11 protein-coding genes are annotated in these 15,103 nt (G+C 68.5%); 10 read left to right on the top strand and 1 reads right to left on the bottom strand.

The window, feature by feature from the left end:
- Positions 1-212 precede the first annotated feature (212 nt).
- The 10 genes from msrB to V5F67_RS05620 all read left to right on the top strand — a co-directional run bounded on the left by msrB (position 213) and on the right by V5F67_RS05620 (position 14,501).
- Positions 213-674, top strand: a complete 462-nt coding sequence (gene msrB, locus V5F67_RS05665) for a peptide-methionine (R)-S-oxide reductase MsrB (RefSeq protein ID WP_394018349.1) — start codon at positions 213-215, stop codon at positions 672-674.
- Complete coding sequence (locus V5F67_RS05660) at positions 661-2,781, top strand: S9 family peptidase (RefSeq protein WP_394018351.1); 2,121 nt, start codon at positions 661-663, stop codon at positions 2,779-2,781. Before msrB ends, V5F67_RS05660 begins: the two co-directional genes overlap by 14 nt.
- A 305-nt stretch (positions 2,782-3,086) precedes the next feature.
- A complete protein-coding gene (lptF, locus tag V5F67_RS05655; RefSeq protein WP_394018353.1) occupies positions 3,087-4,256 on the top strand; it encodes an LPS export ABC transporter permease LptF in 1,170 nt (389 codons plus the stop codon).
- Positions 4,253-5,344 carry an LPS export ABC transporter permease LptG gene (gene lptG, locus V5F67_RS05650; protein WP_394018355.1) on the top strand — a complete coding sequence of 364 codons (1,092 nt, stop codon included), beginning with the start codon at positions 4,253-4,255 and terminating at the stop codon, positions 5,342-5,344. Before lptF ends, lptG begins: the two co-directional genes overlap by 4 nt.
- A gap of 170 nt (positions 5,345-5,514) precedes the next feature.
- Complete coding sequence (locus V5F67_RS05645; protein ID WP_394018357.1) at positions 5,515-7,833, top strand: LPS-assembly protein LptD; 2,319 nt, start codon at positions 5,515-5,517, stop codon at positions 7,831-7,833.
- A gap of 241 nt (positions 7,834-8,074) precedes the next feature.
- Positions 8,075-8,974, top strand: coding sequence for a peptidylprolyl isomerase (locus tag V5F67_RS05640; RefSeq protein ID WP_394018359.1), 900 nt, complete (start codon positions 8,075-8,077; stop codon positions 8,972-8,974).
- A complete protein-coding gene (gene pdxA, locus V5F67_RS05635) occupies positions 8,974-10,041 on the top strand; it encodes a 4-hydroxythreonine-4-phosphate dehydrogenase PdxA (protein ID WP_394018361.1) in 1,068 nt (355 codons plus the stop codon). Before V5F67_RS05640 ends, pdxA begins: the two co-directional genes overlap by 1 nt.
- Positions 10,038-10,913, top strand: a complete 876-nt coding sequence (rsmA, locus tag V5F67_RS05630) for a 16S rRNA (adenine(1518)-N(6)/adenine(1519)-N(6))-dimethyltransferase RsmA (RefSeq protein ID WP_394018363.1) — start codon at positions 10,038-10,040, stop codon at positions 10,911-10,913. The genes pdxA and rsmA overlap by 4 nt, the downstream gene beginning before the upstream one ends.
- A 178-nt stretch (positions 10,914-11,091) precedes the next feature.
- On the top strand, positions 11,092-13,608 hold the full coding sequence (locus V5F67_RS05625; RefSeq protein WP_394018365.1) for an alpha/beta hydrolase: 2,517 nt from the start codon (positions 11,092-11,094) through the stop codon (positions 13,606-13,608).
- Positions 13,609-13,619: 11 nt separating this feature from the next.
- Entirely contained in the window at positions 13,620-14,501 is an 882-nt protein-coding gene (locus V5F67_RS05620) for an alpha/beta fold hydrolase (RefSeq protein ID WP_394018367.1), read from the top strand.
- Positions 14,502-14,605: 104 nt separating this feature from the next.
- Here the strand turns inward: V5F67_RS05620 and cynS are convergent, their stop codons facing one another.
- Positions 14,606-15,094, bottom strand: coding sequence for a cyanase (cynS, locus tag V5F67_RS05615; RefSeq protein ID WP_394018369.1), 489 nt, complete (start codon positions 15,092-15,094; stop codon positions 14,606-14,608).
- Positions 15,095-15,103: the final 9 nt, after the last annotated feature.

Here is a 15,103-nt window from a genome sequence, read left to right as displayed (position 1 = left end):
GTTTTATGGTCGAGATTTAGGGATTGCAAGTAGATTTCTTGGAAATTCCGCTCTCATCTTTCAAGGTCTTCGCGGATATGGGATCTGGCCCCGCCAGCACTCTCGCCGGGCAAGTCCTTGTTGTCCGCCACGGGCTCGGCTTCCGCGCCGTCCTGCATCTTGCGGGGGCCCGGAGGGATGTCTACTTGAGGGGAAACGCAAGCGAGGTCCCCATGGACGACGTCAAGCCTGCGACCTCGGCGACCGGCGCCGAGCCGTCCGACAAGGTGGTACGCTCCGAGACGGAGTGGCGCTCCTGCCTCACCCCCGCCCAGTTCCACGTCCTGCGCCAGCAGGGCACCGAGCGCGCCTTCACCGGCCCCTATTGGGACGAGAAGCGCAAGGGCGTCTATTCCTGCGCCGCCTGCGGGGCGCCTCTGTTTCGCTCTGATGCCAAGTACGATTCCGGCACCGGCTGGCCGAGCTTCTTCGCCCCGGTCTCGCCGGACGCGGTGGTGACGCACGAGGACGTCTCCCACGGCATGCGCCGCATCGAGGTGCGCTGCGCCCGCTGCGACGGCCATCTCGGCCATGTGTTCCCGGACGGCCCCGCGCCCACCGGCCTGCGTTTCTGCATGAACGGCACGGCGCTCGACCTCGCCCTCGACCACGGAGGCGCGGGTGACGGCGCCTGAGCCGCCCCGCGCCGCCCGCCGAAGCGCCCCCGTCACGCTCCACGGCCTCACCCTCGACGATCCCTATGCGTGGCTGCGCGCCGACAACTGGCGCGAGGTGATGCGCGACCCCTCCGCTCTCGACGCCGACATCCGCGCCTACCTGGAAGCGGAGAACGCGTGGCAGGCGGCCTACTTCGCCCCCATGGAGGGGCTGAAGGACGCGCTGGTGCGCGAGATGCGCGCGCGCATCAAGGAGGACGACAGCTCGGTGCCGCGGCCGGACGGGCCGTTCGCGTATTTCAGCCGCCACCGCGAAGGCGGCCAGCACCCCCTGGCCTGCCGCAAGCCCAGCCACGGCGAAGGCGCCGAAGCCATCCTCGTCGATGGCGATGCGGAGGCTAAGGGCAAGCCCTATTTCCGGCTCGGCCACTGGCGGCATGCGCCCAACCACGCGCGTCTCGCCTTCGCGGCGGACGAGACCGGCGCCGAGCTGTTCACGATCAGGGTCCGCGACGCGGCCAGCGGCACGGACCTTCCCGGCCGCATCGAGGGGACCACCGGCGACCTGATCTGGAGCGCCGACGGCGCGGCGCTCTATTACATCCGCCGCGACGCGGAGCACCGTCCCTCCAAGGTGTTCCGCCACCTGATCGGCACCGATCCGGACGCCGATGCGCTGGTCTATGACGAGCCGGACAAGGGCTTCTTCGTCTCTCTGGGCGAGACCCAGTCTGGCGCCTTTGGCCTGATCGCCTGCGGCGACCACGAGACCTCCGAGGTGCGCCTGCTGGACCTGTCGGACCCTGCCGCGGTGCCGCGCCTCGTCGCTCCGCGCGACACCGGGGTGCGCTACGAGGTGGAGCACCATCCGGACCTTTCCGGCACCGACAGCCTCGTCATCCTGACCAATGCGGACGGGGCCGAGGACTTCAAGATCGTCACCGCGCCAACACTGTCGCCGGGCCGCGCCAGCTGGCGCGATCTCGTGCCCCATGTCTCGGGACGGATGATCCTCAGCGTCACCATGTTCGCCCATCACATGGCGCGACTGGAGCGGGAGGCCGGCCTGCCGCGCATCGTCGTGCGCCGCCTCTCGGACGGCGCCGAGCATCCGGTCGCCTTCGCCGAGGAGGCCTATGCGCTGGGTCTCGACGGGGGCTTCGAATTCGCGACCGCCGAGATTCACTTCACCTATGCTTCCATGACCACGCCGGCCGAGGTCTGGCGCTATCACATGGACCGCCGGGACCGCACGCTGCTGAAGCGCCAGGAGGTGCCGAGCGGCCATGATCCGGAGGCCTACGTCACGCGCCGGGTGTTGGCCCTGGCCGCAGACGGGGAGAGCGTGCCGATCTCGCTGCTCTACCGGGCCGGCACGCCCGTCGATGGCACGGCGCCGCTGCTGCTCTACGGCTACGGCGCCTACGGCATGAGCATGCCGGCAGGCTTCTCCACCACGCGCCTGTCGCTGGTGGATCGCGGCTTCGTCTATGCCATCGCCCATGTCCGCGGCGGCACGGAGAAGGGCTGGCGCTGGTACACGGACGGCAAGCTCGACCGCAAGACCAACACCTTCACCGACTTCATCGCCTGCGCCGAGCACCTGCTGGCCACCGGCTTCGCGCGCAAGGGCGCCATCGTCGCCCATGGCGGCTCGGCGGGCGGCATGCTCGTGGGCGCGGTGGCCAACATGCGCCCCGATCTGTTCGCGGGGATCGTCGCGGAAGTGCCGTTCGTGGACGTGCTCGCCACCATGCTGGACGCGAGCCTGCCGCTGACGCCGCCGGAATGGCCCGAATGGGGCAATCCGATCGAGAACGAGGCGGCGTTCCGGCGCATCCTGTCCTATTCGCCGGTGAACAACGTGCGGCGGCAGGCCTATCCCGCCATCTTCGCCCTCGCCGGGCTCACCGATCCGCGCGTGACCTATTGGGAGCCTGCGAAATGGGTGGCCCACCTGCGTCATGAGAGTACCGGCCGCGCGCCGATCCTGCTGCGCACCAACATGGAGGCGGGCCATGGCGGTGCGGCCGGCCGCTTCGACCGCCTGGACGAGGTGGCCCTGGTCTATGCCTTCGCGCTTGCCACCGTGGGCGCCGCCGCGCCGAAGCCCGTGCCGGCCTGAGGCTTCGGGGGGGGGCGCGGCCCCGCTTCAACTGCCGTCATGCTCCGGCTTGACCGGAGCATCCATGCCGCGACGTGACTGCTTGCGGGAGGCGCCCATGGGCCCTCCGATCAAGTCGGAGGGCGACGGGGGACGGTTGGTGGTCGGTGGGGCACGGCCGTTGGGAGATGGCAAAGCCGGCGACGTTCCGCTGCCCCATTTAGAGGTATTCAAATGAGGCAATTGCGCCTCAGGGCGCTTCCGGCTATCCAGTGGCCCGATCAATTGCGAGCGGGGGGCGGCTCCGCGCTGCAAGGCGAAGCTTGATGGGCCGTCTCGACCGCTACATCTTCTCGACCGCGACTGTGGCGTTCCTGGGCGTCGTGGTGGTGCTCGCGGGCATGATCTGGGTGACCCAGGCCCTGCGCCAGCTCGACCTGGTGACGAGCCAGGGCCAGACCATCATCGCCTTTCTCGCCATCACCAGCCTCACCATGCCGACCCTGGTGCTGGTGATCGCGCCGGCGGCGCTGTTCATCGCCACCGCCTACACGCTCATGAAGCTCAACGGCGACAGCGAGATCGTGGTGATGGCCTCGGCCGGCATGAGCCACTGGCGCCTGCTGCGCCCGCTGGCGTTGCTGGCGGTCATCGTCTCGCTGTTCTGCGAGATCCTGGCCATCGACGTGGTGCCGGCGAGCCTGTCCGGCTTCCGCGAGCAGGTCTCGCGGGTGCGCGCCGACGTGGTGTCCTTCATCGCCCAGCCGGGACGGTTCGTGAACCTGTCCCAGGGCCTCGTCTTCCACGTGCGCGAGCGCACCCCGAGCGGGGTGATGCACGGGGTCTTCATCAACGACGGGCGCGACGTAAACGAGATCTCCACCTATCTCGCCGATCGTGGACAGATCGTCGAGAACGAGGCGGGCATCTTCCTGGTGCTGGAGAACGGGTCCATCCATCGCCGCGGCGCCGACAAGGCGGCCAGCACCTCCGTCGTGGAGTTCCAGCGCTACGCCTTCGACCTGTCGTCGCTGGCGCCGAGCGCGAAGGGCGACCTCATCCGCCCCATGGAGCGCTCGTTCGCCTATGTGCTCGACCCGCCGAAGAACGATGCGTTCCTGATCCACACGCCGGGGCGCTTCCGCGAGGAGGTGCACAAGCGCCTGTCGGCTGGGCTTTACCCGTTCGCCTTCTTCGCCATCGCCGCCGCCGCCCTCGCCCGGCCGCGCACCACGCGCCAGAGCCGCGGGCTCGCGCTCACCGCCATCATCCCCGCCATGGCGGCCGTGCAGGCGGGCAACTTCGCCATCGCCGGCCAGCTCAAGGCGCATTTCGTCGCCGTGCCGCTGATCTATGCGCTGCCGGTGGTCACCGTAATCCTGTGCGCCATGGTGCTCCAGGGCTGGATCTCCTTCTCGGCGCCGCAGTGGCTGCTGAATGGACTCGACGCCCTCAAGGAGCGCCTCGCACGCCGGCCGGCCGCCGCCAATCCATGATCGGGCGCACCCTCGGCCTCTATTTCGCGCGTCGCTTCGCTTCCTCGGTGGCGATGATCTTCCTGTCGTGCGTCGCCCTCATCATGCTGGTGGACTTCCTGGAGATGGCGCGCCGCACCGCGGACCGCGAGCAGGTGACCACCAGCCTGGTGGCCCTCGTCACCATCTACCGCGCGCCCGCCTTCACCGAGCAGCTGCTGCCGTTCGCGGTGCTGTTCGGCGCCATCGCCACCTTCGTGCTGCTCTCGCGCCGGCTCGAACTGGTTGTGGCGCGCGCGGTGGGGCTCTCGGTGTGGCAGTTCATCCTGCCGCCGGTGCTGGTGGCCTTCGCCATCGGCGTGTTCGCCACCACTGTGTTCAATCCCATCTCCGCCGACTTCAAGGAGCGGGCGAACCAGATCGAGGGGGAGATGTTCGGCTCCACCTCCTTCTCGCTGACCCAGGACAAGAAGGAGTTCTGGGTGCGTCAGCAGAGCGTGGACGGCCAGTCCATCATCCAGGCCGCCGCCTCGCAGCAGGGCGGGCGGGTACTCACGGGCGTGGTGATCTACGAGTTCGACTCGAACGACAAGCTGATCGAGCGCGTGGAGGCCCGCACCGCCACCCTCGGCGACGGCATCTGGACGCTGGCGGACGCGCGGGTGCTGGTGCCCGGATTCGATATCCAGACCTTCCCCACCTACCTGGTCGCGACCAACCTCAATCCGAACGAAATTCAGGATTCCCTGGTGGCGCCGGAGACCGTGTCCTTTTGGCAACTGCCGGGCGCCATTCGCAGCGCGGAACAGTCCGGGTTCGGCGCGGCGCGCTACCGCCTGCAGCTCCAGAGCCTTCTGGCCCGGCCGTTTCTACTCATCGCAATGGTGCTGATCGCCGCATCGGTGGGCCTGCGGGTGTTCCGGTTCGGGGGTGTGGGCCAGACGATTCTCGGTGGCGTCGCGGCGGGGTTTCTGCTTTATGTTGGGTCCAAGCTCGCCGAGGATCTCGGAGAGGCTGGCATCGTTCATCCCGTTGCCGCAGCGTGGTTTCCGGCGGTCGCGGGGATTTTCATGGGGGTCCTCATTCTTCTGCACAGGGAGGACGGATGACGGTCGGGTTCTTCCCCGACGCTGTGGAACGCCAGCCGGCGCGCCGTAAGGGGCTGCGCCGGACGGGTGTTCTTGCGCTCGCGGGAATCGCCGCATTCGCTGTCCTGGCGCCCGCCGGTGCCGCTCCCGCCTCTGCGCAGGCGCGGGGAGGCAGCGGCGCGACCGGCCTCATGGCCGCGCCGAAGATCGACCCGAATCAGAAGATGCTCGTCACCGCCGACGAGATGGAATACGACTACCAGAAGGATACGGTCGCGGCGGTCGGCAACGTCCAGATTTATTATGACGGCTCCACCCTGGAGGCGAACCGGGTGGTGTTCGACCGCAAGGCGAACGTGCTGGTTGCCGAGGGCAACGTCCGCATGAAGCAGAAGGACGGCAAGATCGTCACTGCCGACAACCTTCAGCTGACCCAGGACTTCAAGGAAGGCTTCGTCGCCTCGCTGCGGCTCGACACCCCCGAGAAGACCCACTTCTCGGCCGCGCGCGCCGACCGCCAGCAGGGCAACGTCACCGTCTTCCAGAACGGCACCTACACCGCCTGCGAGCCCTGCAAGGACGACCCGAGCAAGCCGCCGCTGTGGCAGATCCGCGCCAAGAAGATCATCCACAACGAAGACCAGCAGATGGTCTACTACCAGGATGCCACGGTCGAGTTCTTCGGCTTCCCGGTGGCCTATTTCCCGTACATGTCCTCGCCGGACCCGACGGTGAAGCGCAAGACCGGCTTCCTGATGCCGGAGTTCCTGAACTCGAGCCAGCTCGGCTATGGCGTCGGCACGCCGTTCTTCTGGAACATCGCGCCCGACCGCGACATGACCATCACGCCCACCTACCTGACGCAGCAAGGCCTGCTGATGCAGGGCGAGTGGCGCCAGCGCCTGATCAACGGCAGCTACACCATCCGCGCCGCCGGCATCATCCAGCAGGACAAGGACGCGTTCCTCAACGTCTACTCCAACGGCGTGGTGGAGCCCCTGCCCGGCTACCGCGACGAGCGCGGCGCGGTCCAGAGCACCGGCGCCTTCGCCATCAACCCGTTCTGGACCATCGGCTGGGACGCGACCCTGGTCTCCGACCGGACCTTCCTGCGCGACTACAATCTCGTGCCCATCAGCCAGACCGAGAAGGTCTCCACCGCCTACCTGACCGGCCAGGGCGACCGCTCCTATTTCGACCTGCGCGGGCTCTACTTCCTCGGCCTGTCGGTGACCGACGACCAGAACCGCCTGCCGGTGGTGGGCACGCTCAACTACAACAAGGTGTTCGACAAGGCGCTGTGGGGCGGCGAGGCGGGCGTAAAGGTGAACCTCACCACCCTCACCCGCGACCAGGCCGACTTCATCGGCACCTCGGATTTGACCTCCGCGGTGGGCGCCATCGGCATTCCCACCGGCGCCTGCACGCTCGCCAACCCCAATGCCAGGGAGTGCCTGCTGCGCGGCGCGCCGGGCGACTACACGCGCCTGTCGGCCGAGGTCTACTGGCGCAAGACGGTCACCGATTCCATCGGCCAGATGTGGACCCCCTTCGTCTCCGCGCGGGTGGACGTGGCGTCGGTCAACATCAGCCCGCTGCCGCTGAGCTATTCCTACGGCCCGACCTTCCCCGGCCAGAATCCGCTGCAGTCCGGCAGCGAGGACCTGATCCGCGCCATGCCGGCGGTGGGCCTCGACTATCGCTACCCCTTCATCTCCGCCGAGAGCTGGGGCACCCAGACCATCGAGCCGCGCGCTCAGATCATCATCCGTCCCAACGAGACCGCGATCGGCGAGTTCCCGAACGAGGACGCGCAGAGCCTGGTGTTCGACGACACCAACCTGTTCGAGATCAGCAAGTATTCCGGCTGGGACCGGGTCGAGGGCGGCGGCCGCGCCAATGTGGGCGTCACCTACACGGCCGCCATTCACGGGGCCGGCCTGTTCACCGCCGTGGTCGGCCAGTCCTACAGCCTGTTCGGCAAGAATTCCTACGCCTATGGCGACATGGCCAACACCGGCCTTGAATCCGGCCTTGAGACCGGCGCCTCGGACTATATCGCCCGCTTCAGCTACTCGCCGACCAAGAATCTCGAGCTCACCACCCGGTTCCGCTTCGACGACGCGAACTTCTCCATGCAGCGCTTCGAGCTGCAGGGCCGCGCCGAGATCGACCGCCTGAGCGTCTCGGCCATCTACGGCCGCTACGAGGCCCAGCCGCTGCTCGGCTATTACGAGCGTCGCGAAGGCATCCTCACCAACGGCAGCTACAAGCTGACCGACAACTGGTCGGTCAAGGGCGCGATCCGCTACAATATCGGCCAGGACGCGTTCGACTACACACTGGTGGGCCTGAGCTACATCGACGACTGCTTCACGCTCGCCTTCAACTACATCACCGACTACACCCTGAACGGGCCGAACGCGCCGCCCGACACCAAGGTCACGGTGCGGATCGGCCTGCGCACCCTCGGCGAGGGCGGCTTCTCCACCTCGTTCGGCGGCGAGTGATCGGCCGCCTCCGATCCGGGCGCGGCCTTCGCGGTCACAATGGGGCGAGAGCGGTTCGTTCCGCGCACGCCGGAGGGTGGCGCCCGGCTGCTTTTGATGGCAAAACGGCACTGGCGCTGTCGGCCTGCCCGCCGCACGCCGTCGCAGCCCCATTGCTGCCAGGAACGGATGCCATCCTCATTGAGGAGCTCCACGGTCAACCCGGATCGTCGCTCTGCGCGCGCCAACTCGCGGATGCACCATGCCTTTTCTGATACGCTTTTGCTTCGCCGCCCTCGTCGCAACCTTCGCGTTGGCAACGCCCGCCGCGGCGCAGAAGGTGGTGGTGGTGGTGAATGGCGACCCCATCACCTCCTATGACGTCAGCCAGCGCCAGCGCCTGCATCAGCTGATCGAGCGCAAGTCCATCACCGCCAAGGAGGCGCTGGACGAGCTGATCGACGACCGCATCAAGACCCAGCAGATCCGCCGGCTGCAGACCACCGTCGACCAGGCGGACATCGACCGCATGTATGCCGGCGTCGCCGAGCGCTCCGGCCGCACTGCCGCCGAGCTGACCGCCAGCTTCGCGCAGGGGGGCCTCGACGCCCGCATCTTCAAGGACAAGCTGGTGGCCGACTATGTGTGGGGCCAGTATGTGCGCGGGCGCGCTGGCACCACCATGATCCGCGATTCCGACGTGATCGCCGCGCTCCAGCGCCAAGGCACGACCCAGCTCATCGCCACCGAATACACCCTCTACCCCATCGTCTTCGTGGTGCCGCGCAACGGTGGCAACCATGGCGCCCGCCTCCAGGAGGCCAATGGCCTGCGCCAGCGCTTCACCAGCTGCGACGCCGGCCTGGCCATGGCCAAGGGCCTCAAGGAGGTGGTGGTGCGCCAGCCGATCCTGCGCCTGTCGTCGGACATGCCGGCGCAGCTGCGCCAGTTGCTCGACAAGACCGAGGTCGGCCGCCTCACCCCGCCGGAGGTGAGCCAGTTCGGCGTCGAGACATTCGCGGTCTGCAACAAGACCGAGGTGCGCGGCGAAAGCTCCCAGAAGCGCGAGATCAAGGACCAGCTCAGCACGTCCCAGTTCACCGCCGAATCCAAGAAGATGATCGCCGAGCTGAGAAAAGCCTCGCTCATCGAATATCGCTGATGACACCTCCCCCGGCCGCGCCGCCCCGGACGATGCGTCCCACGGCGCGCCGTCCCCTCGCGCTCGCCCTCGGCGAGCCCGCCGGCGTCGGGCCGGAAATCGTCCTCATGGCCTGGCGCGACCGCCGCGCGCGCGAGGTTCCCGACTTCATCGCCGTGGGCGACCCGGATCTGCTCGAAGACCGCGCCCGCCGGCTCGGCCTCGACATTCCCCTCGCGCGCACCGTGCCGGAAGAAGCGGCGGCGCTCTTCGCCGACGCCCTGCCTGTTCTCGCGGCCGGCCCCGCCGCCACGGCGGCGCCCGGGCGGCCGGACGCGGCGAGCGCGGCCTGCGTCCTGGAGGCGCTCGCCGCCGCGCTCGATCTCGTGATGGTCGGCCTGGCTGACGCGCTCGTGACCTGCCCGCTCGCGAAGTCCGTGGTTCAGGCGGCCGGCTTCCCCTTCCCCGGCCACACCGAATATCTCACCGACCGCGCGCGCCGGCCCGACGGCTCCGTGCCGCGCCCGGCGATGCTGATCTGGTCGCCTCAGCTCGCCGTCGTTCCCGCCACCATCCACGTGCCGCTGAAGGACGTACCCGGCCTCCTGACCACCGGCCTGCTGGTGGAGACCGGGCGCATCGTCGCCCGCGACATGGCGCGGCGCTTCGGCCTTGCGCGGCCCCGCCTCGCCTTCTGCGGCCTCAACCCCCATGCGGGCGAAGGCGGCCTCATGGGGATTGAGGACGAGGCCGTGGTGCGCCCGGCCGTGGCGGCGCTCGCCGCCGAGGGCATCGCCGCCATCGGCCCGCTTCCGGCCGACACCATGTTCCATCCGGAAGCGCGCGCGCGCTACGATGTGGCCATCGGCATGTATCACGACCAGGTGCTGATCCCGGCCAAGACGCTGGCCTTCCATGACGGCGTGAACGCGACGCTGGGCCTGCCCTTCATCCGCACCTCGCCGGATCACGGCACGGCGTTCGACATCGCCGGCACCGGGCGTGCCGATCCATCGAGCCTGATCGCGGCGCTGAAGCTCGCCCGCCGGCTCGCCGACACCGAGGCGGCGGGGGCGCAGGCCGCGTGAGCGCGCTCGACGACCTGCCACCGCTGCGCGAGGTGATCCGCGCCCACGGCCTCTCCGCCCAGAAGTCGCTGGGGCAGAACTTCCTGCTCGACCTCAACCTCACCGCCCGCGTCGCCCGCGCCTCCGGGCCGCTGGAGGGCGCGACCGTGATTGAGGTCGGCCCCGGCCCCGGCGGGCTCACGCGGGCGCTGCTGGCGCTGGGCGCGGCGCGCGTCATCGCCATCGAGCGCGACCGGCGCTGCATCGAGGCGCTGGGCGAGATCGCCACCCGCTATCCCGGCCGCCTTGAGGTGATCGAAGGCGACGCGCTGAAGGTGGACGTGCGCCCGCTCATCGGCGACGCCCCGGCGCGCGTGGTGGCGAACCTGCCCTACAACATCGCCACCCTGCTGCTGGTGGGCTGGCTTTCCGCCGAGCCGTGGCCGCCCTGGTTCGCCTCGCTCACGCTGATGTTCCAGAAGGAGGTGGCCGAGCGCATCGTCGCCGCGCCCGGCTCCAAGATCTATGGGCGCCTGGCGGTGCTGGCCGGCTGGCGCGCGCAGGCGAAGATCGCCTTCGACGTCGCCCCCTCGGCCTTCGTTCCGCCGCCCAAGGTGACCTCCTCGGTGGTGCATCTCGTGCCGCGCGCGGCGCCCGCGCCCTGCGCGCTCGCGGTGCTGGAGAAGGTGACGGAAGCCGCCTTCGGCCAGCGCCGCAAGATGCTGCGCCAGAGCCTGAAGAGCCTCGGCACCGATCCGCTCGCTTTGCTGGAGGCGGCCGGGGTCGAGCCCACCGCGCGCGCGGAGGAGATCGACGTCGCCGGCTTCGTCGCCCTCGCCAACGCGCTTTCCGTCGTGCGTGGCGCGCCGGTTCCAGCCCCGGCGGGCGCCTGAGGCGCCTCGCCCCTCCCGGGCCGCCGTCTCCGAAAAGCCAAGCCGGGCAAGCAGCCCGCCATCCCGCGCCGGGTCATTGCCAAGCTGGCGCGGCCGTGCCACCGATCAAGCCGCGCGCCCGATCGGCGCCCCGCGGGGCCGCCGCGCCGCAGAAGAACAAGGCACGGGAGACCGACCCATGCGTTACCTGTCCCTCGCAGCTGCCGCCTTCGGCATGGCGCTGACCGGCGCCGCGCCGGCGCTCGCCCAGGCGCCGCGCTCGGCGCTGCTGCCGCAGCCGATCACGGCCACCTGCTCGCAGGCGCGGCTATGCCCGCTCAAGAAGTTCTTCGAGGTGCCGAACTTCCGCATCGGCGGCACCTACGACCTCTCGGCCCCGGACAAATGGCAGAACGGCGGCGAGGGCGGCACCACGCTGGAATCGCTCGGCGGCGGATCGCTTCGGACAGCCTACATCGCGCTCGGCACGCCGAAGCGCAACGCCGCCGGCGAGATCACCAACGCGGTGATCATCAACGCCTTCTATTCCGGCGACGCCACCGACATGTACGCCCAGTGGGTCGAAGGCACGGGCCTCTCCGGCGGGCCCGTGGTGGGCCCCAACCTCGCCATCGACACCAACGAATATTATGTCGTCATCCTCGACGGCCTCGGCCTGTGGGGCACCTCCAAGCCGTCCGAGGGGCTGGGCCAGAAGTTCCCGCAATACAGCTACCAGGATCTCGTCCAGTCCAACTACCGCATGCTGCGCGACCACCTGAAGGTCGCGCGCGCCGCGCTGGTTACGGGCGTCTCCATGGGCGCCACCCAGACCTATGTCTGGGGCGTGATGCATCCGGACTTCATGAACGGCCTGATGCCCATCGGCGGCACCACCCAGTCGGACGGAGGCGACCCGGTGGGCAACTGGACCTTCCAGCTCATGTCCGCGGCCATCGAGAGCGACCCGCAATGGCGCGCCACCGGCGGCAACTACTACGCCCTGCCCAAGGACAAGCACCCGAACCAGGGCGTCGCCTTCGGCTGGTCGGTGCTTCTGCTCACCGGCTTCGACTTCGACTTCCGCTCCCAGCAGGACTGGGCGAAGGTGCAGCCGGACATCTTCTACTGGAAGCCGCCGACCCCGCAGGCCGGCGCCTCGGTGAACGCCAGGGCGCTGCTGTTCGACGCTGTCGACCTCCTGTGGCGCAACCGCGCCGGCGAGCAGTACAACATCAACGCCGACCTTAAGCGCATCAAGGCGCGCACCATGGTCATGCACATCGAGAACGACCAGTGGCTGACCTTCGACCGCGCCAAGCGCGCGGTGGAGAAGGTGCCCGGCGCCGATTTCGTGCACGAGACCTCGCCGGTGGCGCACTATGGCGTGTTCTCGATCCTCAAGAACAAGCAGTTCGACCCCATCGTCGCGACCTTCCTCGGTGACGTGGCGCGCCTCACCCGCAACCAGTTGCTGGTGGCGAAGACCTACAGGACGCCCTCGGTCGCGGCCGACATCACGCCCGACAAGTCGTTCTGGAACACCTTCGTCACCTATCCCTTCCCGGTGAAGAAGGCCAAGGTGAAGGACGGCCGCGGCGTCGAGTGGGACATCGGCTACATGGACGAATATGCCGGCACCGATCCGAACCCGGAAGTGCTGGTCATCGTCCACGGCAAGGGCGCGTTCGGCGGCCATTACGGCAACGTGATGCGCGTCGCGCTGGAGCGCGGGCTGCGCGTGATCGTGCCGGACCTGCCGCACTACGGCATGTCAGGGCCCGGCAATCTCGACAAGAGCCCCGCCCGCACCATGCAGGACATGCGCGAGGTGGTGCACGGACTCGTGGTGGACCAGCTCAAGGTGGGCAAGGCCGCCTATATGGGCCATTCCATGGGCGGGCAGCTGGTGCTCGGCTATGCCCTCACCTGGCCCGAGGCGGTGACGAAGCTGGTGCTGGAGGCGCCCGCGGGACTTGAGGAGTATCCCCGCGAGATCACGGTGGCGCCGGGCAAGAAGCTGGACTTCTTCAACCCGGAGTTCGCCCGCGACTTCGACAAGTGGAAGGCCACCTGGGACCAGACCGGCCTGCGCGAGCGGGAGAAGAACCAGACCGCCCAGCAGATCGACGACTTCTTTCATTTCCGCCGCCGCGACCCGGTGACGGGCGCCGTCACGCCCTCGAAGTCCGGCTATTTCATCCGCGACAGCGAATATGCCCGGCTCCACACCGCCCAGCGCATCGGCATGATCAAGGGCGACCCGCGTGAGCTGCAGCAGTGGGTCGACCTCTTCATCTTCGACATCTACACCATGGCGATCGAGCTGCAGGAGAAGGACCCGAACAGCCTCTACAAGCGGCTCACCGACATCAAGGTGCCGATCTTCCTCGCCTTCGGCGCCAAGGAGCCGTTCATTCCGGGCTATGCCTTCAACGGGCTGAACGACCTCTCGCGGCAGGCCATCATGCCCTTCATGCGGCGCATGACGGCGGCCGGGCGCGAGGTGTCGGTGAAGGTCTATCCGGACACGGCGCACTTCATCCACACCGACGATCCCATCGAGTTCGCCGAGGATGCGGTGGACTTCGTGAAGACCGGCCGGGTGGAGACCACCACGCCCGGCATGGTTGACCTCATCATCAACGGCACGGCCAGCGCCCCCAAGGCCGCCGCTCCGGCGGCCGCCGCGACGCCCCAGGGGCTGAACAAGTAGGGAGGCGCGCCGTGGCAGGCAGGATCAGGGTCGGCGACATCGAGCTCGCCTTCCGCGAATGGGGCGAGGGACCGGTGACGGTCCTGTTCGTCCACGGCAACCTTGCCAGCAAGGACTGGATCGAGCTCGCCGCGCCACATTTCCCGCGCGGCGTGCGCACCATCGCCATCGACTGGCGCGGGTGCGGGGACAGCGACAAGCCGGTCCCCGCGCCTGACTTCTCCAACTATTCCATCGCCCGGCACGCGGACGACATGCTGGCGGCGCTCGACGCGCTGAAGGTGGACTTCTGCCACCTCGCCACCCATTCCACCGGCGGCATCATCTCCACCCGCATGATCCTCTCGCAGCCGGACCGGTTCGGGCGGGTGCTCTCGCTCTCGCCGGTGGGGCCGCAGGGCATCGACTTCCCGCCGGAAAAGTCGGCCTTCTTCGGCAGGATGAAGGCCGACACGGCGCTCGCGCGCGAGATCATGGCGACCACTGCGCCGAGCCTGTTCGCGCCAGAGACCCTTCTCCCCAATCCCGGCCCGGCGCGCTTCCTGCCGCAGGTGACGGCGGGCGACGGCGCGCGGGCGCTGCTGTTCAACCGGATCGTCGACCAGGTGTCCGGGGTTTCGGACGGCATCTGGTTCGGCACGCCCGACACCCTCACCAAGGAGGCGCGCTCGGGCGAGCTGAAGGCGAGGATGGGCACCATCCGCCATCCCCACCTCGTCGTGTGGGGCGTGCGCGACGGGGTCATCGCCGAGGCCGACATGAAGGAGATGGCGCATCTCATGCCCGACTGCCGCTTCGTCGCCGTGCCGGGCATCGGCCATTCCATGAACCTCGAGGCGCCGGAGCTCTATGCGGGCTATTTCGGCGCCTGGTTCGGCGGGTTGGCGAAATAGGTGCACGCAGCGAGGAACGGCGCGCGGGGTAGCGCTTGCCACCCCTCCTCCTTACGGGGAGGGGTGGCGGCGAGCCATCGGCGCGAGGCGCAAGCCCCCTGCCCTCAGGCCTCCTTGAAGCCGTATTCGGGAATGCCCTGCTCAGCGCCGTAATACTTGTAAGGCAGGAACTTGCCGGACATGGTGATCTGCACCCGGTCGCCCTTGGGGTTCGGCTCGCGCACCATGTCCATGTTGAAGTCGATGGCGGACATGATGCCGTCGCCGAACTCCTCCTCGATCAGCGCCTTCCAGGCCGGCCCGTTCACCATCACCAGCTCGTAGAAGCGGTAGATCAAGGGATCGGTGGGCGGCATGGGCGTGCCGGCGCCGCGCATGGGCACCTCGTTCAGCATCCGCTCCTCCGCCTCGGAGAGGCCGAACAGCTCGGCGGCCTTCTTCGCCAGCGGCTTCACCAGCTTCATCTGGCCGAGCAGCGCGCCGACCACGAGCACCTCGGACATGCCGCCGATCTCGGAGCAGATGTACTTCCAGGTCCAGCCCTTCTCGCGCTTGATGTCGAGGATCTTCTCTGTGAGCTGTTCACGCTTCATTGCCGTTAC

This window comes from Xanthobacter pseudotagetidis (assembly GCF_043194795.2).
Lineage (GTDB): Bacteria > Pseudomonadota > Alphaproteobacteria > Rhizobiales > Xanthobacteraceae > Xanthobacter > Xanthobacter tagetidis_A.
Note: the sequence above shows the minus strand (reverse complement) of the source record. Positions and strands in the feature narration are given on the sequence as shown.

Coding starts and splice junctions, on each gene's coding strand:
- V5F67_RS05645 (WP_394018357.1), top strand. CDS start 5,515: ATGGCCGCGCCGAAGATCGACCCGAATCAGAAGATGCTCGTCACCGCC.
- pdxA (WP_394018361.1), top strand. CDS start 8,974: ATGACACCTCCCCCGGCCGCGCCGCCCCGGACGATGCGTCCCACGGCG.
- msrB (WP_394018349.1), top strand. CDS start 213: ATGGACGACGTCAAGCCTGCGACCTCGGCGACCGGCGCCGAGCCGTCC.
- cynS (WP_394018369.1), bottom strand. CDS start 15,094: ATGAAGCGTGAACAGCTCACAGAGAAGATCCTCGACATCAAGCGCGAG.
- lptF (WP_394018353.1), top strand. CDS start 3,087: ATGGGCCGTCTCGACCGCTACATCTTCTCGACCGCGACTGTGGCGTTC.
- V5F67_RS05640 (WP_394018359.1), top strand. CDS start 8,075: ATGCCTTTTCTGATACGCTTTTGCTTCGCCGCCCTCGTCGCAACCTTC.
- V5F67_RS05625 (WP_394018365.1), top strand. CDS start 11,092: ATGCGTTACCTGTCCCTCGCAGCTGCCGCCTTCGGCATGGCGCTGACC.
- lptG (WP_394018355.1), top strand. CDS start 4,253: ATGATCGGGCGCACCCTCGGCCTCTATTTCGCGCGTCGCTTCGCTTCC.